Below are 21,823 nucleotides of genomic sequence, written 5' to 3'. Positions count from 1 at the left end.
AGTCCCTCCACTTTTTTCCTAGAAAATCGAATAATTGAATTGTAGCATAGCCCACTGATAAAGAAAACTTCCATAAGAAAAGCTTCTATTGAAGCCCATTCGAAGAAGAGGTATCCCTCTTTAGAGGAAGCTTCTCATGCCGTTAGAAAAGTTTCGTTCACTTTAACACTTTAGCGAACTTAAACTTTCCTAAGCGGTCAGAAAGGGATTTTCTGTAATCCCCCTCTGATGGTTAGTTGCACTTATCGGCATTTACGGGCAGCTACCCCACTTATCCTATTTCATTTCGAAGAGTTTGGAAATGGGGGTCTTACTGCCCGTTAATGCCGGATAAACAGAAATACCCCCACTTTCCTACTCCATTCATTGAAGGTAGGCAGCAGGGGGTCTCTTTAGTTACGGGCGGTTAATTGATTATATTTCTCTATATACTTTAAGACCGTTAAGACAAAGGTCGAGTGGGACCAGGTCAACGGGGCGACGGAGAGCGGCTTGCCCGTATAAGGGTCGAATTGTTCTGGCAAGACGCCACTTTCCAGGGTCAATCGTTCCACCCACTCTAGAGTTTTAATCGTTTCCTTCAATTCTTCCAACGTTTTTGCCTTTGCAATTTTCCATTCGGCCACCCACAGAGTGCAGATAACCCAAGGGTTGCCAGGAACATTGGAGATATCCTGTGATTTTTGAAAATAGTAATCGTTTTGGTAACGACTGATGCCCCCAACATCGGTCCTAACTGCCAATCCAGTTTCTACAGCCTCCATCGTTCGAACCACCCGTTCATCCGATGGATCAAAAACATGAAAAGCAAATAACCCGTATAAGCTGCTCTCTATCGTTAGATCTTTCGTAATCGAACCATCCTCATCAAGGTAGATCCCGCGAATGAATCGACCGATTTCTTCGTCATATAAGTGAGTCTCAATCCCCTGTTTAATCCGCTTTGCAGTATCCTCATACCTTCGGCATCTACGATCATCACCAAACAATCTGGCAAAGTTCGCTGCGGCCATAAGTCCGCCATAGACAGTGCAGGCTGTAAAGGTGAAAATCCCTCTTCTTTCTTCCCAGAGATCGTAACTGGCCTTGGGCAGGTCCACTGTTTCTTCTACATAGGTTATAAGGAATTTGGCCGCTGGTCGGATTAGTGTCTCATACAGATTTTGTGAAAACTCAATATGTTTGTGCTGACTGTAATGTTCCCACAGGGCAAATAATACAAGAGCCGTTTCGTCCTCCTGTATCGGCAATTGAGGCTTACCATTTTGTATGAACGGATGCCAGCTTGATCCAACCGAGCCGTCAGGATTGTATTTATGGGACAAATAGCCATCTTCGGAAAGCACCTTTGCACAAAATTCAAAGAATGGACTGACCATCCCCTCGTATCCAGCCTTTGTCATTGCGTAAGCGACCAGCGCCCCATCGCGGGGCCACATGTAACTATAATGGTCCCTGTTATACTGGAGAATATCGGAGTCATTGGCTGCAAGGATGGCCCCGTGCTGATCAGTTTGCGTACGAACAATTAATAAGCTCTTTTTATATAAGTGAATAATGTTCTCTGGCAAATTTTTAAAATCCAAATTAGACTTGTTAACCCATCTTTGCCAGTATACCTTCACACGTCCTAACAGCAGTTCTGGCTCGCCTTCTAAGACGTAGTGATGCAGTTTCTTCACTTCACTTAATTTGGTTCCTACTGCGATCCAATACCAAATTCTTTTCCCCTTTTTCCCATCGATGTGCAGCCGGAAACTAATTGTACTATCGACTGAACCTTGTGCGATGGGATTGCCGGACAAATTTCCATCCTCCGCGTCCCGCCAAGTTCCTTCAGCATGATTAAACCGTTTAACCCCCGTGCTATACTCGAAAATCCCTTCTTGTTCCGTTTTTCCATTCATTAAAAGATAAACGTTTTGTTTATAGTGATAGACAGATCGGGTGATCGGCTCAAAAACAGCGGTATCTCCTACTTCGGTTTCATTGATGCTGAAGTCATGATTAAAAAAGACACGAATTTCCCTTGGCTTTTCGCTCAGATTTTCTACATTCACCTTTTTAAGGTAGATCGTCTCTCTCTGGTGTACAGCATCGTTGATTCTAAGCCGCAATTGCAATCCCTGATGTTCCAATTGAATATCCGTGACCAGACTTTCTGGAAAATAACCTAATCGAATGTCCCAACCGGATTCATGGCACCAGCTGAACTTGCCATCCACCCACACGCCAAGCCGAGAAAAGTACCCACCTATGTGGTTTCGTTGACCAACAAAGGGATAGTAGAGATCTCTCATGTTTAGAGATTGGTCAAAGTTAATTAGAAGCTTTCCATTTCCTATGACCAGCGGTCGGGGCATTCTCTCACATCCTAAACCATTTGGTATTTTTGAATCTTCTCCACATAATTTTGCGCCAACAAGGATGCAATTTCTTTTGAAGCACCTTGTGTAATCACACGAAAATGTGGCAATTCGATATCTGGCATAATTAAAACCCAACCATCCTGATCATACACCTTGATTCCATCCAGCAATTCCACTTGTTTTCCTTTTGTTTCTTCCATCATCATTCGCATAACTTTGCCCTTGTTTTTCCAGTCACAAAAGACAGCCTGCCTAGCCATGTGGAAAGAGGGCAGCCCTCGAAGGGTTTGTGATAAAACTAGACCGTTTTCTGCTAGAAAACCAATTACCTTGACCATACTGTACAATCCATCAAATAGAGGCTGGAATTTCTGCTCTCTTGCCACTTCCATCATTTCCCTCGGACTTTCTTTTGTGCGAATCACTTTTGTACTTAATTTTTGTGCTAAAAACTCAATTTCCTTTGGTGCACTGACAGGAATCCCTAACTGAAAGGGAACCGTTTTAGATGATCGGCTATGAATAAGCAAATGTAAAGCAATAGTTAGGTCATTGCTGATTACTTTTCCTTCATCAGTGACAAATGTGTAATTTCTAGCATCTTTATCTAGTCTGATCCCAAGGTCTGCTCGATTTTTCTTAACAGTTTCGATCAATTCCGAAAAATCTCCTTGATCCGTTGATCTAATTTGAATAATCTTGCAACCCAAGCTAGAAAGAAGCGACATGGCCGTGGTCCCCAAAACCATTGAATTATAATCCAAAACAAGTGTGAACCTACTGGACGATACCTTATCGACAATGATTTCCCGTTTTAGTGCAGCAATATAATCTTCGGCAACCGTTGGGTTAAAGCGATTATTGCCCAGTTTATTCACAGTTTCACGTACAAAGTCCTCTTGCCAGTATGAATTTTCAATCTTTCTTTCCACCGATTTACTAATAGGAATTCCCAGATGATCCAAAACCTCAATGGTCGCAAAGCCATCTTTTCCTTCATCAGTGGATATATGAATGCCCCCATCCGCCTGATTGACACGAACTCCAAAACGCGTTGCTGCGGAAATTGTTGTTCCAAAATCAATCGTATGAACGCCTGATGCCTGCAACCCCGTCATCATGGCCAGTTTGATTAACTGGGAAAAAGGGTGTGAGCAAGCACTTAAACCTACCGTTCCTCCCGTTTTAAAAACGGTAGCCATTGCTGAAGCAAGACGTGTAGCAAAGTCAGGGGTAATATCAATATTGGGAATTCCCTTAATACTGTGTGCTCCAAACAAACTCTTGGCAGCGCGGGCACCCCAAATAAGGGAAGTATGGACCGTTGAATTGGCGTCAACGTCCTTATCAGGCCAAATTTTAACCCCCGGTTTAATATGCGAATTAGCTCCAATCCGACAATCATCCCCCATAATGACCCCTTCGAAAAGCTGAGAACCTTCCTCGATGAAAGACCTCCGGCATACAGTTACCCCATTGAACTCGGATTTCAGTCCAAGATAATTATGATCCCAGAAAATGGAGCGACATAGAATGGCACCTTCTTTCACCATATTATGTCTGCCTAAAATCGTATAACCACCCAATTGTGAACCCTTTTCTACATACGTTCCACGACCAATAAAAGTAGGGGGTTGAATCGAACTAAGATCCTCAATCTTTACATCTTCTTCTACAAAGAGACCGGGAGTGAGCTGATGGGCCTTGATATCAATCTCTACCTTTCCATCCAGCATATCAAATTGGGTCTGCCGATAAACTTCCAAACTGCCGATATCGGACCAATAGCCTTCAGCAATATACCCCGCCATTTTGCTTCCTTCCGAAAGCAGCATAGGGAAGAGATCTTTGCTAAAATCAAACTCAACATTTCTTTCAAACTTGGTTAGAACAGAAGGCTCTAGAATGTAGATTCCCGTGTTCACCGTATCACTAAAAACCTCGCTCCATGTAGGCTTTTCTAAAAAGCGGACAATTCTCCCATTCTCATCTGTCATGACGACCCCATATTCCAAGGGGTTCTCCACCTGGTGTAAAACAATGGTTGAAGAAGCTTTACTTATTTCATGAAAGTCCATGGCCCTTTGCAGATTAAAATCGGTCAAGGCATCTCCGCTTATCACGATAAACCGTTCATCCAAGAATTCCTCACAGTTTTTTACACTTCCAGCTGTGCCAAGAGGGGTCGTTTCATCGAAATATACGATATTCACCCCAAATTCTGACCCATCCCCAAAATAGTTTTTAATAGCCTTGGGCAAATATTGTAAAGTTACAGCGATTTCGGTAATCCCATGTTTCTTCAATAAATCAATGATATATTCCATACATGGGCGCCCGAGCAACGGCACCATGGGTTTGGGTAAATTAGATGTTAAAGGACGCAGTCTTGTTCCTTTTCCACCTGCCATAATTACTGCTTTCATCCGACTTTTCCCCCTTAGATCGTTTCCTTGGTGAACGGCAGATTCATCGTTAAAGAATCATAGGCAGCCCTGGTAATTGAGGCCAAATCTTGCCAATTATATTGGGTAGCAATCATTTCCGATGCCCTTTGGACCATCGAGTCTAAATGTTCTGGATGGTTTAGTGCATATATCAATTGATCCCTAAGGGAAGAAACATTCCCGCTATAAATGCTTAAACCATTCTCTCCATGTTGAACAATTTCTCCAAGACCTCCCGTATCAGAAACGATCACAGGGGTTTGTGCGGCCATCGCCTCTAATGCAACTATGCCAAAAGGCTCATATAAACTTGGATATGCAGCTAAAGTCGCATGCTGTAGAAGACCATTTCGCGTTTGATCTTCAATAAAACCTGTAAATAAAACCTTTTGTCCTAGGCCTAATTCATTTGCCAACTTTTGTAGGATTGTATCCATTGGCCCCTTTCCAGCAATGATTAATTTTGCTTCAGGATGGAAAGCCAAAACTTCAGGAAATGCCTCCAAAAGAAGTTGTGCACCTTTTTCTGGAACTAACCTTCCTACGAAAAGAATGATCTTTTCATTCGTCAGCGCATATTGTGAACGATCAAACCATGGTGTCGGCTGTTTCACCTTTTGCGGATCGACACCATTTGGAATGACCCATACCTTTTCCCTTGGAAGTTCAAAGAGTCGACTGATTTCCTTCGCCATGTAATGGCTGCAGGAAATGACAAGCCCTGCCTCTCTGGTTAATAAACCTTCTTCCGCATGTATTCTTTTTTGCAGCTCTGTAAAAATCCCTTGATTTCTTCCGAATTCCGTTGCATGAATCGTTGCAATAAGTGGAAGATGGTATCTTTCCTTAAGTCTTCTTGCCGCTAATGAAACTAACCAATCGTGAGCGTGGACTACATTCACGTGAAATCCCTGCTTAACAAGTGAGTCATAATAATTAAGCAAAGTAAGGTTAAATTGGAACACCCAATCCATGAAATTCTCATGATCGATGTCACGGTAACAAGAGATCCGATGAACATAGACTCCTTCCATCTGTTCAAACGCTGGATATCCTTCCACATGACTCGTGAAAACATGAACCTCCTCGCCTTGCCTTGCTAAAGCCCTTGACAAATCATATACAGCTCTGGATAGTCCACCGATTACCCTAGGCGGATATTCCCATGACAACATAAGAATTTTTCGTTTTGACCCGGTGTTATCCTGTTCCAAAGTTACTGCTACTGTATGCTCATCGGCAGGTAAATAGACTCGATAGGATATAGTGGGAAATATCGGATAATTCAGTTCCAACGAATCGATCCACTCTGCTTCAAGGCATTCTTTCATCAGCTTTTCGTAGAGTTGATGGAAGATCCCCGCATGTTCTTTAAAACGCCGAACGGCATAATCTGTCATCGTTTTGTTGTCCATAATAAAGGACCAATCACTGCTTTGCGCAAGCAATAATTGTTTAGCTGCCATGTTTAGCGCCCTTTCTTCCAAGGCTGTAGGGGCATCAAACTTTTTGGCTAATTCTGCCATTCTCTCCTCAGCCTTATGAAGATGACGATAAATCCATGCATTGTCTTCATTAATCCATACTTCGCTGTAGCCATTCCGTCCCCAACTGGAAAGTGGAAGCTCTGCAGTTGGGTGATTATTATTTTCCTCTAGATACTGGGACGGGGTCGTCAGTTTCATGGACGGATAATCAAAATGGATTTTTCTGCAAAGAAAATCAATAAATTGTGGTCCCTCATACCACCAATGTCCGAACAATTCTGCGTCAAAAGGAGCAACGATCAGGGGCTTATTAGCCCTGTGAATTCCTGCATCTTCCTCGATCCGTTGTCCGCATCTGTCAAGGAAGTGGCCTGCATGAACGGCAGCCTTGTCGATAGCAGTCTTAATGTCATAAGTCTCCTTATGATCGGTTGGACCTGTGACTCGGTAATATTTTAATCCCGTATGGACGCGAATTCCTGCGGGATGAATGTAAGATTGAATGTAGGATAAAGGTAGATCAAAGCCGATATCACGATAATATTCCCGATAGTCATAATCTCCGGGATAACCTACCTTCGAGCTCCATACTTGAGATGCTGCCTCCTGATCCCGGGCAAAGGCATTGACACCGTATCTCGTTGTCACAGGGCTATAACTTAATCCCCTGGGAGTTTCGCCGGCGGGTATGACTGCATGGCTATCACAAAAGAAATAACTAATTCCATATTCCCTTAGAATCCGATCCACCCCAGGTGTATAGCCGCATTCAGGGACCCATACCCCCTTTGGTTTTGCATTAAAATGCTGTTCAAATAGTTGAAGCCCTGTATCCCATTGGGCACGTATCGCTTCTTCTGTTTCCATGGCAGGCATATAACCGTGGGTTGCTGCCGTAGTGATCAGTTCCAGATATCCGTGCTCGGCTAGCGTCTTAAACTGGGGAATCAGTTTATAGCCTATTCCTTGCATATAACTTCGAATATTCAGGAATTTTTTGAAGTACATGACCGCCAGTCGATTCATTTTGGGGTCCCTTCGCGTTCTTGCTGTTTCTTTCCCCGCTAATTCTATTAACTTGTCCAAATGATCTGCATATCTTTTTAGGATCAATTCATCATCTAGCATCGATAAAAGAGTTGGGGACAAGGAAAACGTTAAACAGAATTCAACACCTTCTAATGATAGCTGTTCAAACGTTTGTAGTAATGGGATGTATGATTCATTGATGGCCTCAAACAGCCAACGTTCTTCCAGTAGATCTTTTTCAAGATGCCGAACATAAGGAAGATGCGCATGGAGAACGAGTGCCAGATATCCTAATTCATCCTTTTGAGCGGGCAAATCTATCAACCTCACAATCAGTAAATGGTGTATGCCGAAAAATTTTCAAATCCTCTAGGTTTAATCCGGTTTTCTTCTTGATCAATTAAATGCTGCACAAGCTCTTTGCTATGATTCGCGATTTCAGTAAACGGCGTGGATATTGCTTTGGAACGAAGGAGCGGGATCATTCTCCCCTCATATTGAATGCCAAAATCTACAATATAAGTTCGCCCCGGTATTAAATCATGAATAAACTGATTATCCTTCATCGGTTGAACGAGGACATCCCGATGCCAATGGGCATTCACTCCGTTAAACCAGATATCTGTCACATCAAAAATGCGTAAAAGCTTATTCAAGTCTTCATAAGGGGTATTCAGATATTCAGCTAGAATTCTCATTAGCGGCCATGTTACTTCCCAATATATAAAGACGGAAGTAGGTCCTTGGACCATGATCCTCAGCTCATTTTCACCGTAATAAAGAGGGATGGCTAGGGATATGTCGTTTATAGATTTCGTTGTCTGTTCTCCGGTCTCAGATGCCGTCACCATTTTCATTGATTCCTCTTCGTCTGATCTGCTCTTTTCTGCAGATTTTTTGTAAAGGCGATAACGAACTTGGCCCGTAGTAATCCCTAGTTCATCTGCGATTTGTTCAATCGTATACTTCTTTTCCCGAAGCTCTTTAATTTTAGTCTCGACCAAGTATCTCCCTCCAATGTTTTTCTAATAAAGAAACCTTTTCATTAAAAGGGGCAGAGGCATTCTACTTCTCTCCTGACAGGAAGTTGCCCTTTTTGGCTCTTTTACGGGCAGTTGCCCCTTTTAATATCCAAATTTCTGAAAGTATTGATGTTAAAGGTTTACTGCCCCTTGTTGCCTGATAAAATAATTCCCAATCATTTAGTATTATAGTTTTAAACAATTGGGAAAGTCTGTCAAATCCTCGGGTCTTTTTTACACTAGTTTTGTCGAAATAAAAAAGGTGGCTATAGAAGACTGCGATAATCGCAATCCTCTATGCCACCCTTTTCAAATTATAGGTTTACCACAACTGAGGCGCAACGTGGACAAATGGTTGGATGTTCTGGGGCCACACCTACTTCTGGAGTGACGATCCAGCACCGTTCACACTTCTCACCAGTTGCTGGGCTTACTTTTACTGCAACATGTTCAAAGGCAAGTGCATCTGCAGGGGCATCTCCCTGTTTTACTGCAACCTGGGAAACGATAAATATTTCTTTCAGGTTATCAAACTTCTCAAGCAACTTTACTGTTTCCTCTGTTGGATAGAGTTCAAGGGAAGCCGCCAAGGATTGTCCTATAACCTTCTCCTTACGAGCTTCTTCGAGGGCCTTCAAAACTTCATCGCGGACAACGAGAAGCTGATCCCATTTTTCTTCCAGTTCAACATTGAGAAGGTTTTGGTTGGCAGAAGGCATGTCTGTCATTTGTACACTGACGGTATCAACGCCTGGTACATACTGCCAAACTTCATCTGCTGTATGTGGAAGAATTGGAGTCATAATCTTTACTAAACTAACTAACACATCATACATAACCGTTTGAGCTGCGCGGCGTGCTTTCGAATCTGGTGCTTCGGTGTACAAACGATCCTTGGAAACATCCAGGTAGAACTGACTTAGGTCGATCGTACAGAAATTATGCACCGCATGGAACACGGTATGGAATTGGAAAGAATCATACCCTTTATGAGCTTTTTCCAATACTCTTTGCAATTTGATCATAACATACTGATCCAGTTCAGGCAGGTCTTCAAAAGCCACCCGTTCTTTCAAATCAAAACCATCAAGGTTTCCAAGCAGAAAACGGAAGGTGTTGCGAATTTTACGATAGACTTCAGCGATTTGCGTCATGATCTTATCAGAAATCCGAACGTCTGCTGTATAGTCGACTGAGGCAACCCACAAACGAAGGATATCCGCACCTAATTTTTTCATCACGTCAGCTGGAACTACCGTGTTGCCTAGGGATTTTGACATCTTTCTGCCTTCCCCGTCCAAAACGAAACCATGACTTAATACATTTCGGTACGGTGCCTGTCCAAATACAGCAACAGATGTTGAGAGCGATGAGTTAAACCAACCACGGTATTGGTCAGATCCTTCCAGATAAAGATCGGCTGGCCAAGACAATGCATCACGTTCTTGAAGAACTGCCGCATGGCTGGATCCAGAATCAAACCAAACATCCATGATATCTGTTTCCTTGCGGAAATCATGTCCACCGCACTTTGGACAGACCGTCCCTTCTGGCATTAATTCAGCAATGTCTTTTGTAAACCAGGCTTGTGATCCCTCTTCGCGGAAGAGATTTGCGATATGATCAATCGTCTCATCGTTAATAATCTCAGTATTACAGTCACGACAGAAGAAAATTGGGATCGGCACACCCCATACTCGCTGTCTAGAAATGCACCAATCATTTCGGTCAGCAATCATATTATGAAGGCGTTGTTCACCCCACTCAGGAGTCCATTTCACCTCTTTAATTGCCTTTAACATATCTTCCCGGAACCCATCAATGGAAGCAAACCATTGTTCAGTTGCCCGGTAAATAACGGGTTGCTTACTGCGCCAATCATGTGGATATTGATGGCTGATGAAGTTCATATGAAGTAAGGCACCGACTTCTTTTAATTTTTCAGTGACCAGTTTGTTTCCATCATCATAAAAAACACCTTCAAATCCTGGAGCTTCCTTCGTAAACTTTCCTTTGTCATCGACCGGACAAAGAATGGGGAGGCCGTATTTTTGACCAAGATTAAAGTCTTCTTCCCCATGTCCAGGGGCTGTATGTACACAACCAGTACCTGCATCAAGAGTGACATGATCCCCTAATAGTAGCGTAGAGTTTCGTTCATAGAATGGGTGCTTACAGACTATCCCTTCTAGCTCTTCGCCTTGGAAGGTTTGTAGTACTTCAAATTGATCAAATCCGACAGTAGAAGAAACGGACTGAATGAGTCCAGATGCCATCAATAATTTTTCATCGTTAACCTTAACAAGGGAATACTCCAATTCAGGATTTACAGCAATGGCAAGGTTTGCTGGGATTGTCCAAGGGGTAGTCGTCCAAATAAGTACCTTGGCATCGGAATCGAGCTTCCCTTTCCCATCGATTACATTAAATTTCACGTAGATGGAAGCAGATCTTTTATCCTTATACTCTATTTCAGCTTCTGCTAGGGCTGTTTCCGATGATGGAGACCAATAAACGGCTTTTAAACCTTTATAAATATATCCCTTTTTGGCCATCTCTCCAAACACACGAATCTGTCTAGCTTCATACTCGGGCTTTAAGGTGATATAGGGATTCTCCCAGTCTCCTCTTACTCCTAGACGTTTAAACTGCTGACGTTGGCGGTCTACGTACGAATAGGCATACTCCGTGCAACGCTCTCTAAATTCAGCTGCTCCAACTTTATGGCGGTCAATCTTTTCATTCTTAATAATTGCGTGTTCAATTGGCAAACCGTGGGTATCCCAGCCAGGAACATAAGGTGCATCATAACCGCTCATCGACTTGTAACGAACGATCATATCTTTAAGTACTTTGTTTAAAGCGTGTCCAATATGAATATCTCCATTAGCATAAGGAGGGCCATCATGCAAAATATATTTGGGACGGCCTGATGTACGCTCCTGCACCTTTTTGTAGATGTCCATCTCTTCCCACTGTTTCTGCATTTCGGGTTCTCTTTGAGGCAGATTTCCTCGCATGGGGAAATCTGTCTTGGGCAAGTTCAATGTTTTACTATAATCCATGAAAATTCACTCCCAGACCTTTTTTGAACAAAGAAATATAATATAACAATAAAAGCCTTCCCAGTTCCGCTTCGAACGAGAAGGCTCCTGTTTTACCAGGAGAAATGATTAAGAAATTATACCGCTAAAATCCTTGTAGATCAAGCCATTAGTCATGCTTGGCCAATTCTTCTTCCAGACGTTCCATCTCATCCCAATCCCCATTACTCAGCATTTCCAATTGCGCTTCCAATAAACTACGGAACCGAACCCGATAAACCGATGCTCTCTTCTTCAATTCTTCAATTTCTAAAGCGATTTTTCTAGATTTAGACAGGGATTCATTAATAATACGGTCGGCATTTTTTTCCGCTTCTTTTAAGATGAGTTGTGCTTCCTTCCGTGCATTGTTTTTCACTTCTTCTGCCGTCTCTTGAGCAACCAGGATTGATTTGCTTAGCGTTTCTTCAATTGCGGAAAAGTGGTTTAGGCGTTCTGACATCCCTGCAAGCTTTTCTTCTAATTCTCTTTTTTCTTTAATTAGAATTTCCATATCTTTAATAATTTGGTCTAAAAACTCGTTTACTTCATCCTCGTTATATCCTCGAAATGCCTTACTAAATTCTTTATTGTGAATATCCAAAGGGGTTAAAGCCATAACACGCACCTCCAAAGTTATCTAATGAATTTTATGATTGAAGTACTCCTATATCTAAGCGGATATTACCTTTCTTGGTTATACCATCTTCCTTAAACACTTTAAATCGACCGTAGCCCCGCAGCGAAACCATATCGCCTTCGCGAATAGAAAAGGAGGGAGAGTCTACAGGCATCCAATTAATTTTTAAGTGTCCTGCCTTAATTGGAATCAAGGCTTTTGCCCTAGAAAGCCGAAAAACATCGCCAACGACAACATCGGCCCGTGACGAAGGAACGGTAATGGTAACACGTTTCCAATCTTCGCGGATAGGTACAATTTGCGATAATGGAATTTCTTCAGGAATAACTTGAACTCGATGAATTTGCCCAAAATGAATGCGCATATAATCAGCAATTTCTTTTGCTAGAATAATTTGTCCAGACTCCTGATGAACAAGGATATCGCCAAACTTGCTTCTTTTTAAGCCAGCACCAAGCAGTGCCCCAAGATAATCTTTATGTTTTAATTTTTGAAATTGAGCCTGAGGGCTTGTTACTTGAATAACTGATAAGGCGAAATCATCTGGTTCAGGAATATAGTAAGACTGATGCAAGATCACCCGGCATCTTTCAGCCTCTTCATACCCTCCGAACACGGAACAAGACAGATGAGGATTCTTTGCAATCAGTGAATTTAATATATAAACTTGTCTAGGATCAAGAAAATCGGTTAGTCGTTCCCGATGTGTCTGGTCGACCTGGCTGATCCATTCCAAGGCTCTCTCTATAAATGGGTATTCTTCTTGTCTAAAATGTTGATATAAGCTCATAATCATTCCTCAGAAAATTAAATAAATTAAATAAATAAGTCCTTCTTCCGCATAATACAGTGTCAAAAGCGCAACAATCGGCGATATGTCAAGGATTCCAATAGAAGGAATAACCTGCCTAAATGGTTTAAGAAAAGGCTCAACTATCCTTCCCAGAAATTCACCAATCGCTGAATATTGAAGCTGTGGAATCCAAGACATGATAATATAGCCAAATATTATAAAAGTATAGATTTGCAAAGCGAAACGTACGATCGTTTCAATCGTAGCCCCCATTTACTTCACCCCTCTGCTTTTATTCTTGAGTGAGTAAATCAGAAATCGTCCCCTGAATATCCACATTATCTGGAGCACACATAAAGATACTTGTCCCCACCTTGTGAATATCCCCATTAAGGGCATACACGGTTCCACTGATAAAATCAATAATCCGTTTAGCCTGATCCTGGTTTACACGTTGCAAATTGATAATTACAGCCCTTCGGGAACGCAGGTGATCTGCAATATCCTGAACCTCCTCATAAGATCGGGGCTCAACCAAGACCACTTTCACATTTTCTTTGGCATGCTGAAGACTAACTACATTATTTCTATGCTTTTTGTTTACAGCGGCCGATTCTTGCTCCATTTCCTGCTTTCCGTATGTATCCTCTAGATCTTCATAATCATCCTCGAGCATCTCCTCACCGGAGAGCCCTAAGTACCCCATGATTTTCCGCATAACTCCCACGTCTTCTCTCCCCCTTCATCTATTGGCTTTTTCACTACGTCGATTTACTTCTTGCTAAAAAGCCATAAGTCATAAGTCATAGGTCATTTGTTGATTTTAGTGTGTTGGTTTCAATTCCTGTCCAACTAAAATCGTTCCCAGCCGAATAAAAGTAGCCCCTTCCTCAATTGCCACTTCAAAATCATTGGACATGCCCATCGATAAATCTTGTGCAGGTGCATGTGGCAGTTGCAGAGACTTCACCTCTTCTTGGAGTTCTCTCAGTTTTTGAAAGATTGGTCGAGTATCTTCAGGATTTGATTCAAAGGGAGCCATTGTCATTAGCCCACATATTGTTATATATTCCATCTTACTTGTTTCTTTGACAAATTCCAACACTTCTTTAGGTTTTAGGCCAAATTTTGACTCTTCTCCAGAAACATTCACCTGCACGAAACAATTCGTTTTGACTTCTTTCTTTTTCCCCCACTTTTCAATTTCTTTAGCAAGAGAAATACGATCCAAAGAATGGATATAACGGAAATGTCCCACCACATCTTTCACTTTATTTGTCTGCAAATGCCCAATAAAATGCCATATTCCCCGATCACCCAACATATTCAACTTTGGAATAACATCTTGAACCTTGCTTTCTCCAATATGAATGAGCCCCTCATCTAGAACTGCTTTTGTGGTTTCTAGTGTAGAGTATTTTGTAACTGCTACAATTTTTATTTCGGAAGGGTTTCGATTAGAACGTAAAGATGCCTGTTCAATTCTTTTTTGAATTTCTGCGATGGATTCTCTAATTTTCTGTTGCATGAATAGCCCTCCTCCTTAGTAGTTTATCTCCATCCAATAAATGCCGTCATCCGACCGGTTTTTCCATCTTCCTTACGATGGGAATAGAACAAATCTGTGTGACAACTTGTACACCATTGACTTACCAGAATATTTTCCGATGGGATACCGCTCTTCATGAGTAAATATCGATTGGCTTCTTTTAAATCGAGTTGATATTTGCCCGCATTTATTCCGTTGGGGGTGATCCAGTCGGGAAGCTCTGTCGCGCTCCATATTTTTAGAAATGGACCTACCACTCTTTCATCCACTTCATAGCAACATCTTCCGATCGAAGGCCCAATCGCCACTTTCACCGAGTCTATTTTTATTTGATACTCCGATGTTAGGGTATGTAGCATTTTCTGGGAAATGTTAGCCGCCGTTCCCTTCCACCCAGCATGTGCTATCCCAATAATCTGCTCCTCTGGTGCAAGAAAAAACAAGGGAACACAATCCGCATAAAAAGCAGTAAGTAAAATATTTTTCTCAGCAGTGATAAGACCGTCTGTTTTGTTTATACAGTCCACCATGGAAGTGTTGCCACTCCCTCTTTGGTGCCTTGTGACAATTTCTACCTGATTCCCATGCACCTGGTCAGCACAAGTCCATGCTTCAAATGGAAAGCCTACCTTTTCACAGATTGATTTCCGATTCTGTATGACCTTTTCATCCAGATCCCCTACATGTAACCCACAATTAAGGCCTTCATAGTGTGCTTCACTTTGACCACCAATTCGTGTCGTAAAGCCCGCTGTAAGACCCTCCACCGCATTCTCCCATGAAATCAAATGTAGAATAGAAGCATCTTCTCCCTTAACAAACGGTTCCAACTGTTAAATCCTCCATTATAAAAATTTTTTATCATCATACCATATTCTAGAACTTACCGACAATTTACAAGTGCTGGTGTGAGGTCAACCACCTTAATTCAGACCTGTTTTCGCCTATTCCTCTATCTCAGTCCGAATAACACCCAACATGCGGTAAAATAAAAAGACTGTCCCTCAGTATTCGTTCATACTGGCGGGCAGCCATTCATCAGTAGGGACGATAATCATCTTGACTATCCTCACTTTTCGCTTCTCTATAGAGTTGTTCCTCCAAACGGACCAAAACAACATCTTTTCCAATCTTTACAATGTTTCTCCATGGAATGACCAAGTCATTTTCCTTCCCAAAAAAACCAAGGAATTTTCCTTGCCCAGGTACTACGATTGCATCAATTTGACCTAGTTTTAAATTGATCTCCAAATCGGATACTTGACCTAAGCGACTTCCATCCAATACATTTACAACATCTTTGGTTTGGAATTCTGAAATCTTCATCATTTTTTCTCACCCTTAGCTCATTGCCATCTGTATATTCCATATATATGTTGAATTAGGGCAAAGATGTGCTATTTTGGTGGTTGGAAGTTAGAAAGGAAGTCCTAATTCGGACTGGGCAGGTGGAAACGGCGGTCCCCTGGCCGATTAAAAGTCCACAAAAAAAGAAGAGCTTCTTCATCATGTTCATAGCTGGAAGAAGCTCTTCTTTTCGGCTAAGCATAGCCTGTCTATACTACTATTCTATTGTACATGCTTTTGCATTTGGGCAATGGCTGCTTTCTCCAACCTTGATACCTGTGCTTGCGATATGCCGATTTCTTCGGCAACCTCCATTTGGGTTTTTCCTTCAAAAAAACGCATGGACAAAATCAATTTTTCCCGATCATTTAAGCGATACATCGCTTCACGTAGGGCAATTTCTTCGACCCATTGAATATCCTTATTTCGCTCATCGCTAATTTGGTCCATTACATAAATAGGATCCCCGCCATCCTGATAGATCGGCTCAAACAAGGAAACAGGGTCCTGAATCGCATCTAGCGCAAAGACAACATCCTCTTTTGGAACGTTAAGCGCTTCTGATATTTCATAGATGGTCGGTTCCCGGGAGTTTTTGTTTGTTAAGGAATCTCTGATCTGTAAAGCTTTATAAGCAATGTCCCGCAATGATCTTGATACTCGTATCGGGTTGTTGTCCCGTAAATACCTTCTAATTTCTCCGATAATCATGGGAACGGCATATGTAGAAAATTTAACATTCTGTCCTAGGTCAAAATTATCAATGGCTTTCATCAGCCCTATACATCCTACTTGGAACAGATCGTCTACATACTCTCCACGATTGTTAAAACGCTGAATCACACTCAATACCAACCGCAAATTGCCGTTAACCAACTTTTCGCGAGCTGAGTAATCTCCGGATTGCAGTTGTACAAAAAACTCCCGCATCTCCTTGTTGGTCAATACAGGTAATTTCGAAGTATCTACGCCACAAATTTCAACTTTGTTTCGTGTCACCTTTCTCCCTCCTAGGAGCAGCGTTAAAGTTAATTATCTCCTAAGGGGGGAAATTTATGCATAAAGAAAAAAGGGGAGGTTCCCCCTTTTTTACACCATCTTGTTGAACTCCTTCCTCAGCCGCTTTATTATCCTTTTCTCCAGACGTGAGATGTAGGACTGAGAAATTCCTAGCATATCAGCTACATCCTTTTGTGTCTTTTCTTCTTGGCCATTCAAACCAAAACGCAACTCCATAATGGTTTTTTCTCGATCCGATAATTTATCGAGTGCCTTATACAACAACTTGCGATCCACTTGATCTTCCAGGTCGCGATAAATTGTGTCATTTTCCGTTCCAAGAACATCGGATAATAAAAGCTCGTTTCCATCCCAATCAATATTCAGTGGTTCATCAAATGAAACCTCTGATTTAATTTTGCTGTTCCTTCTTAGAAACATCAAAATCTCATTTTCGATACATCGGGAAGCATATGTAGCCAATTTAATCTTCTTTTCCGGATCAAAGGTATTGACTGCTTTAATCAGTCCAATAGTTCCAATACTGACAAGATCCTCTATGTTAATTCCTGTGTTTTCAAATTTCCTCGCAATGTACACTACAAGCCGTAAATTCCTCTCGATTAACATTGCTTTTACCGCTGCGTCACCTTTTGGCAACTTGCCTAATAAATATTCTTCCTCTTCCCTGCTTAATGGCGGGGGTAAAGCTTCACTTCCACCAATATAATAGATCTCCTCAGCCTTCATTCCAAGCAACATAAGTAAACGGTACCAAAACAACTGGCTCACTAGCCTCATTCTTGTAAACATGGGGAACCTCCTTTAGGGCTTCATCTGTCGATTCATATGCTATATAGCTTTTTTATTGGCATTCGTATCAAGTTGAACTTCTTCGTTTTCAATTAAAACAGGATGAACAATGGCTTGATAACTTCCGTCAGAGGATAAAGCAACTGGATTCAGTCCTATGAGCACCTTAGTCGTCTCCATCGTTTGACCCTGGGATTGAATTCTAACCAGATCAGGGCGCACAGCCAGTAACAAATCCATCCCTCTAGACACACTACGAAATGGAATTAAGCGGACCCTTGGCAGCCATTTGTCATCCAATTCTAGAAAAGAGGAATCTGTACTGAAGTCTGTTTTCTCTTTTATCGCTTGAAAAAGCCTGTTTGGCAAGCACTGTTCAAAAAGATTCAGGTCAGCAATCATGACTGGTGTTCTGGTGATAGGCTCATATAACTGATTCCCGGTATCGACCAATCCATTACAGGTTATAACCACTTGCTCCATTAGTAGAATTTCCACTTTTACGCGAAGGGCCAACTTTCTGTTATTTTCTTTCATATGTCGGATTCCTTTACCCGAAAGCCACCAGATTAGAGGGAACCCTATACAAATAAATAACCACGTTATCGGTGTTCCGAACCCGCCTGAATTGGTCATGACGATTCCGGATATAATTTGGCTTTCTGTGCGGAGCAGATAGTGTAGTCCGAGCAACCCCCCACCCATTACAAATGAAACTAAATAAAAGATTAATAGACGCTGCAGAAAGACACGTATACGGTGATAGCCAAAGGTTGAAAAAACCATCACAGCCGCCAATAATAATTTCGATAAAAAGGTATACAAGGCAGATAAGGACGGAAAAAAAAGAACGATTGTATACAAAGCACCTATCCCTGACCCAATGGTCAAACGGTACCATTTAACACGGTGCTTAAGGACAAAGGTCGTGGACCATAAAAGAATCCAATCAATTAAAAAGTTATATAAAAAGATGATATCTATATACACTGTCACAACATTTTCAGACCCCCTTTTGAAAGAAATGAGGCCAAACAATTTATTCTAACCGCTAGTGATAACTAGTATAGTATAAAGCCTATTCAAAGTCTGTCTAAACTTGCCACCCATGTGACACTATTTTCGTCGAAAAATATGGAAAACGAGCATATAAAAAAACCGCATGGTTTCAGCACCATACGGTTTGGTTTATTTTTACTTTACTTTACTTTTTTAAGTTATTGCGATTACGGCGATTACGGAGGAAAGTTGGAACATCCAAGTTATTACTGTTAAAGTTGGCGAAAGGGCGAGCTTCCGAACGTTCTTCTTCCTTCGTGCTGGCTACCTGATGCCTTGCAGATGAAATGGCACTTTGCGGCCGCTTATCTATTCCATTTGCCTTTTGCGGGGTTTCTTCGAAACCAGTGGCAATTACAGTAACAATAATTTCATCCTTTAGATTCTCATTTATTACCGCACCGAAAATCATGTTTACATCTTGATCTGATGCAGATGCAACGATATCTGCGGCCTCATTGACCTCATAAAGGCTAAGGTTAGAGCCACCTGTAATATTTAATAGAACACCGCGCGCTCCATCAATAGAGGTTTCAAGCAACGGGCTCATAATTGCACTCTTCGCCGCTTCGGCCGCTCTGTTTTCACCGGTTGCAACCCCAATTCCCATTAATGCGGACCCACGCTCTGTCATGATTGTCTTCACATCCGCGAAATCGAGGTTAATTAATCCGGGAACCGCAATTAAGTCAGAGATCCCTTGAACCCCTTGACGAAGAACATTATCCGCTTCACGGAAGGCTTCTAACATCGGCGTATTCTTATCTACAATCTCCAACAGTCGGTCATTTGGGATCACAATCAGTGTGTCTACCTTTTCTTTCAACGCGGCTACACCTGCAGAGGCTTGTCCGGAGCGCTTTCTTCCTTCAAATGAAAATGGCTTGGTTACAACTCCAACTGTTAATGCTCCCAATTGCTTGGCAATATCGGCAATTACAGGTGCAGCACCAGTTCCCGTGCCACCGCCCATTCCTGCGGTTACAAAAACAAGATCCGCGCCACGCAAAGCGTTCTCGATCTGCTCGCGGCTTTCTTCTGCAGCCTTGCGTCCAATGTCCGGATTTGCACCTGCTCCTAATCCTCTTGTTAACTTTTCACCAATTTTTAACTTTTGCTCAGCACGAGATAATTGAAGAGCTTGAGAATCCGTATTCACAGCAATAAACTCCACACCTTGAACACCCATCTCAATCATACGGTTTACTGCGTTACTTCCGCCGCCGCCCACACCAATTACTTTTATTTGAGCAAGTTGGTCCTGGTCTAAATCAAATTCCAACATTCTTGGTAGTCCCCCTCACTTGTTCCTAAAGCTAGTTTTAAAGGCATCGATTAGATAAATTCACTAAACCAGTTTTTCATCTTGTCGATCATGCCGTCCTTGTCTTTTCCTTTTGGTGGCTTTTTCGCGGCTTTCACTGGTATATGTACCTTCTCTTTTTCAACCATTTGGGTACGGGAATGAGCATGTTTTGATGCATACTTGATTAATCCAACTCCAATGGTAAAAGACGGATCTCGTACACCGATGTAATCTGGCATCGCCACTCGAACTGGTACCTGCAAATCTTCTCTTGCCAATTCGACAACTCCCGGCATTCCTGCAACTCCACCAGTTAAGACATACCCTGCGGGAATTTCACTATCATATCCCATATTGCACACTTCTTCTTCAACAAGTCCCATAATTTCTGCTATACGGGGTTCTATGACATGTGCCAGATCTAGCTGCGTACATTCCATGTCGGCATTACTGCCGATTCTCTTTACTTTTATCATTTCATTTGGCGATGCATCTGAAATCAAAGCACAGCCGTGTTTTACCTGCAATCTTTTAGCTTCTTCAGTCGTTGTTCGCAGGGCATACGCAATGTCGCTTGTGATGTAATCCCCACCTATAGGGATCGTCGATATAGCGGCAAGGGTGCCTTGTTCAAAAATGGTAATCGACGTGGAGCCAGCTCCCATATCAACCAATACAACACCTAGATTTTTCTCATCTTTAGACAATGCAATGTCACTTGCAGCTAATGATTGAAGATAAAATCCAGCAATTCTTAAACCGGCTTTTTCTACGCAACGATATAAATTATGGATGATTGTTTTTGACCCCGTAATGATTGTTCCTTCCATTTCCAAGCGAATCCCAATCATTCCAAAAGGATCACTCACACCGGATAAACCATCGATCGTATATTCGATAGGGACAACATCAATAATTTCCTTTTCTGGGGGAATTGATATAACCTTCGCAGCGTCGATTACCCGTCGCTTATCTTCTTCGCCAATTTCCTTATTTTCACTTGAAACAGCTACAACGCCATGACTCATAACCAGTTCGATATGGTTACCAGATATTCCGACAAAAACGTCTTTGATGGACACATCTACCATCCGTTCTGCCTGATCCGCGGCTTCACGAATAGCGAGAACCGTCTGGTCTATGTCTACGATGGCTCCCTTTTTTATTCCTTGGGATTCAGCCGTACCCACCCCTATAATATTAATGGATCCATTATTGACTTCACCAATGATGACTCTCACTTTGGATGTACCGATGTCTAAGCTTACGTATAAATCATGGTTGTTCAATCCTTGGCACCTCCCCTGCATGAACTTCATCTACTAGAAAACTATAAATACTTTGCACCAATTTTGGGTTGATCCAACAAAAAGTATTTAGCCTATTAACATAATTCAACATCTATTATGGATTCCCTTTTTTTTTATGGTTTTTTTTCTCAAAAATGTCATAGCAATAACTAACAAATTTGGCAAGTATTGGACACCATCTGACAGACATTTTTTCCAAAATCGCCTTTTTTTACTTACGATAAGTATCGTCGTTAAACCAACGTCCAATCATAATTCTTCGAATAACGGCGAGATTGTTAAAAAGCCTTACGCCAAAGGCAAAGATAGCTGCCAAATACAAGTCGATTCCCATATAGACCCCCAAAAAGGCTAGGCCTGCGGCAAGTAATGTGTTAAAGAAGAATCCTGACATAAAGACCTTGATATCAAATACATTTTCTAAGTAAGAGCGAATACCACCAAATATTGTATCAAGGGCCGCCAAAACAGCAATCGATAAATAGCTTCGATATTCAACAGGGACTGTAATTTCAGAGGAAAACCCTAAAAATACTCCAATAATTAGTCCGATGATAGGCAACCACATAG

At 41.9% G+C, this 21,823-nt stretch carries 18 protein-coding genes; all 18 read right to left on the bottom strand.

Annotated features, from left to right (window positions below; translation table 11 throughout):
* Positions 1-392: 392 nt before the first annotated feature.
* Positions 393-2,363 (bottom strand): glycoside hydrolase family 15 protein, encoded by a 1,971-nt coding sequence (locus J2Z37_RS03310; RefSeq protein ID WP_209808757.1) that lies wholly within the window; start codon positions 2,361-2,363, stop codon positions 393-395.
* An 11-nt stretch (positions 2,364-2,374) separates the two neighbouring features.
* Positions 2,375-4,795 carry a sugar phosphate nucleotidyltransferase gene (locus J2Z37_RS03305; RefSeq protein ID WP_209808756.1) on the bottom strand — a complete coding sequence of 807 codons (2,421 nt, stop codon included), beginning with the start codon at positions 4,793-4,795 and terminating at the stop codon, positions 2,375-2,377.
* Positions 4,796-4,809: 14 nt separating this feature from the next.
* Positions 4,810-7,662: a 1,4-alpha-glucan branching protein domain-containing protein gene (locus J2Z37_RS03300; RefSeq protein ID WP_342453773.1), complete on the bottom strand. Its 2,853-nt coding sequence runs from the start codon at positions 7,660-7,662 to the stop codon at positions 4,810-4,812.
* 2 nt (positions 7,663-7,664) lie between these two features.
* Positions 7,665-8,336, bottom strand: coding sequence for a DUF4912 domain-containing protein (locus J2Z37_RS03295; RefSeq protein WP_209808755.1), 672 nt, complete (start codon positions 8,334-8,336; stop codon positions 7,665-7,667).
* Positions 8,337-8,668: 332 nt separating this feature from the next.
* On the bottom strand, positions 8,669-11,419 hold the full coding sequence (gene ileS / locus J2Z37_RS03290) for an isoleucine--tRNA ligase (RefSeq protein ID WP_209808754.1): 2,751 nt from the start codon (positions 11,417-11,419) through the stop codon (positions 8,669-8,671).
* Positions 11,420-11,567: 148 nt separating this feature from the next.
* Positions 11,568-12,056, bottom strand: a complete 489-nt coding sequence (locus J2Z37_RS03285; protein ID WP_209808753.1) for a DivIVA domain-containing protein — start codon at positions 12,054-12,056, stop codon at positions 11,568-11,570.
* Between the two features lie 31 nt (positions 12,057-12,087).
* Positions 12,088-12,867 carry a YlmH family RNA-binding protein gene (locus tag J2Z37_RS03280; RefSeq protein ID WP_209808752.1) on the bottom strand — a complete coding sequence of 260 codons (780 nt, stop codon included), beginning with the start codon at positions 12,865-12,867 and terminating at the stop codon, positions 12,088-12,090.
* Positions 12,868-12,876: 9 nt separating this feature from the next.
* Positions 12,877-13,143, bottom strand: coding sequence for a YggT family protein (locus J2Z37_RS03275; protein WP_209808751.1), 267 nt, complete (start codon positions 13,141-13,143; stop codon positions 12,877-12,879).
* Between the two features lie 19 nt (positions 13,144-13,162).
* Complete coding sequence (locus J2Z37_RS03270) at positions 13,163-13,597, bottom strand: cell division protein SepF (RefSeq protein ID WP_342453772.1); 435 nt, start codon at positions 13,595-13,597, stop codon at positions 13,163-13,165.
* A gap of 96 nt (positions 13,598-13,693) precedes the next feature.
* Positions 13,694-14,398 carry a YggS family pyridoxal phosphate-dependent enzyme gene (locus J2Z37_RS03265; RefSeq protein ID WP_209808750.1) on the bottom strand — a complete coding sequence of 235 codons (705 nt, stop codon included), beginning with the start codon at positions 14,396-14,398 and terminating at the stop codon, positions 13,694-13,696.
* A 23-nt stretch (positions 14,399-14,421) separates the two neighbouring features.
* The gene (gene pgeF / locus J2Z37_RS03260) at positions 14,422-15,249 is read right to left on the bottom strand and encodes a peptidoglycan editing factor PgeF (protein ID WP_209808749.1); all 828 of its coding nucleotides are present in this window, start codon (positions 15,247-15,249) and stop codon (positions 14,422-14,424) included.
* A gap of 208 nt (positions 15,250-15,457) precedes the next feature.
* Entirely contained in the window at positions 15,458-15,748 is a 291-nt protein-coding gene (locus J2Z37_RS03255) for a YlmC/YmxH family sporulation protein (protein ID WP_209808748.1), read from the bottom strand.
* A 240-nt stretch (positions 15,749-15,988) separates the two neighbouring features.
* A complete protein-coding gene (gene sigG, locus J2Z37_RS03250) occupies positions 15,989-16,765 on the bottom strand; it encodes an RNA polymerase sporulation sigma factor SigG (protein ID WP_209808747.1) in 777 nt (258 codons plus the stop codon).
* 90 nt (positions 16,766-16,855) lie between these two features.
* A complete protein-coding gene (gene sigE / locus J2Z37_RS03245) occupies positions 16,856-17,578 on the bottom strand; it encodes an RNA polymerase sporulation sigma factor SigE (RefSeq protein ID WP_209808746.1) in 723 nt (240 codons plus the stop codon).
* A gap of 39 nt (positions 17,579-17,617) precedes the next feature.
* Complete coding sequence (spoIIGA, locus tag J2Z37_RS03240; RefSeq protein WP_209808745.1) at positions 17,618-18,574, bottom strand: sigma-E processing peptidase SpoIIGA; 957 nt, start codon at positions 18,572-18,574, stop codon at positions 17,618-17,620.
* 208 nt (positions 18,575-18,782) lie between these two features.
* Positions 18,783-19,922 (bottom strand): cell division protein FtsZ, encoded by a 1,140-nt coding sequence (gene ftsZ, locus J2Z37_RS03235; protein WP_209808744.1) that lies wholly within the window; start codon positions 19,920-19,922, stop codon positions 18,783-18,785.
* A 50-nt stretch (positions 19,923-19,972) separates the two neighbouring features.
* Entirely contained in the window at positions 19,973-21,253 is a 1,281-nt protein-coding gene (gene ftsA, locus J2Z37_RS03230; RefSeq protein WP_425340304.1) for a cell division protein FtsA, read from the bottom strand.
* Positions 21,254-21,464: 211 nt separating this feature from the next.
* Positions 21,465-21,821: a small basic family protein gene (locus J2Z37_RS03225; RefSeq protein ID WP_209808742.1), complete on the bottom strand. Its 357-nt coding sequence runs from the start codon at positions 21,819-21,821 to the stop codon at positions 21,465-21,467.
* Between the last annotated feature and the right edge of the window lie 2 nt (positions 21,822-21,823).

Origin of the sequence: Ammoniphilus resinae (assembly GCF_017873965.1) — a bacterium.
GTDB lineage: Bacteria > Bacillota > Bacilli > Aneurinibacillales > RAOX-1 > Ammoniphilus_A > Ammoniphilus_A resinae.
The sequence above is the reverse complement of the archived record's forward strand: the minus strand, read 5'-3'. Positions and strand labels throughout refer to the sequence as shown.

Bases quoted from the DNA above. Each gene is read 5' to 3' on its own strand.
- ftsZ (WP_209808744.1), bottom strand. From the start codon at position 19,922: ATGTTGGAATTTGATTTAGACCAGGACCAACTTGCTCAAATAAAAGTA.
- J2Z37_RS03265 (WP_209808750.1), bottom strand. From the start codon at position 14,398: ATGCAACAGAAAATTAGAGAATCCATCGCAGAAATTCAAAAAAGAATT.
- ftsA (WP_425340304.1), bottom strand. From the start codon at position 21,253: ATGCAGGGGAGGTGCCAAGGATTGAACAACCATGATTTATACGTAAGC.
- J2Z37_RS03225 (WP_209808742.1), bottom strand. From the start codon at position 21,821: ATGTGGTTGCCTATCATCGGACTAATTATTGGAGTATTTTTAGGGTTT.
- J2Z37_RS03255 (WP_209808748.1), bottom strand. From the start codon at position 15,748: ATGATGAAGATTTCAGAATTCCAAACCAAAGATGTTGTAAATGTATTG.
- J2Z37_RS03310 (WP_209808757.1), bottom strand. From the start codon at position 2,363: ATGCCCCGACCGCTGGTCATAGGAAATGGAAAGCTTCTAATTAACTTT.
- ileS (WP_209808754.1), bottom strand. From the start codon at position 11,419: ATGGATTATAGTAAAACATTGAACTTGCCCAAGACAGATTTCCCCATG.
- J2Z37_RS03280 (WP_209808752.1), bottom strand. From the start codon at position 12,867: ATGAGCTTATATCAACATTTTAGACAAGAAGAATACCCATTTATAGAG.
- J2Z37_RS03305 (WP_209808756.1), bottom strand. From the start codon at position 4,795: ATGAAAGCAGTAATTATGGCAGGTGGAAAAGGAACAAGACTGCGTCCT.
- J2Z37_RS03285 (WP_209808753.1), bottom strand. From the start codon at position 12,056: ATGGCTTTAACCCCTTTGGATATTCACAATAAAGAATTTAGTAAGGCA.
- J2Z37_RS03275 (WP_209808751.1), bottom strand. From the start codon at position 13,143: ATGGGGGCTACGATTGAAACGATCGTACGTTTCGCTTTGCAAATCTAT.
- sigE (WP_209808746.1), bottom strand. From the start codon at position 17,578: ATGTTTACAAGAATGAGGCTAGTGAGCCAGTTGTTTTGGTACCGTTTA.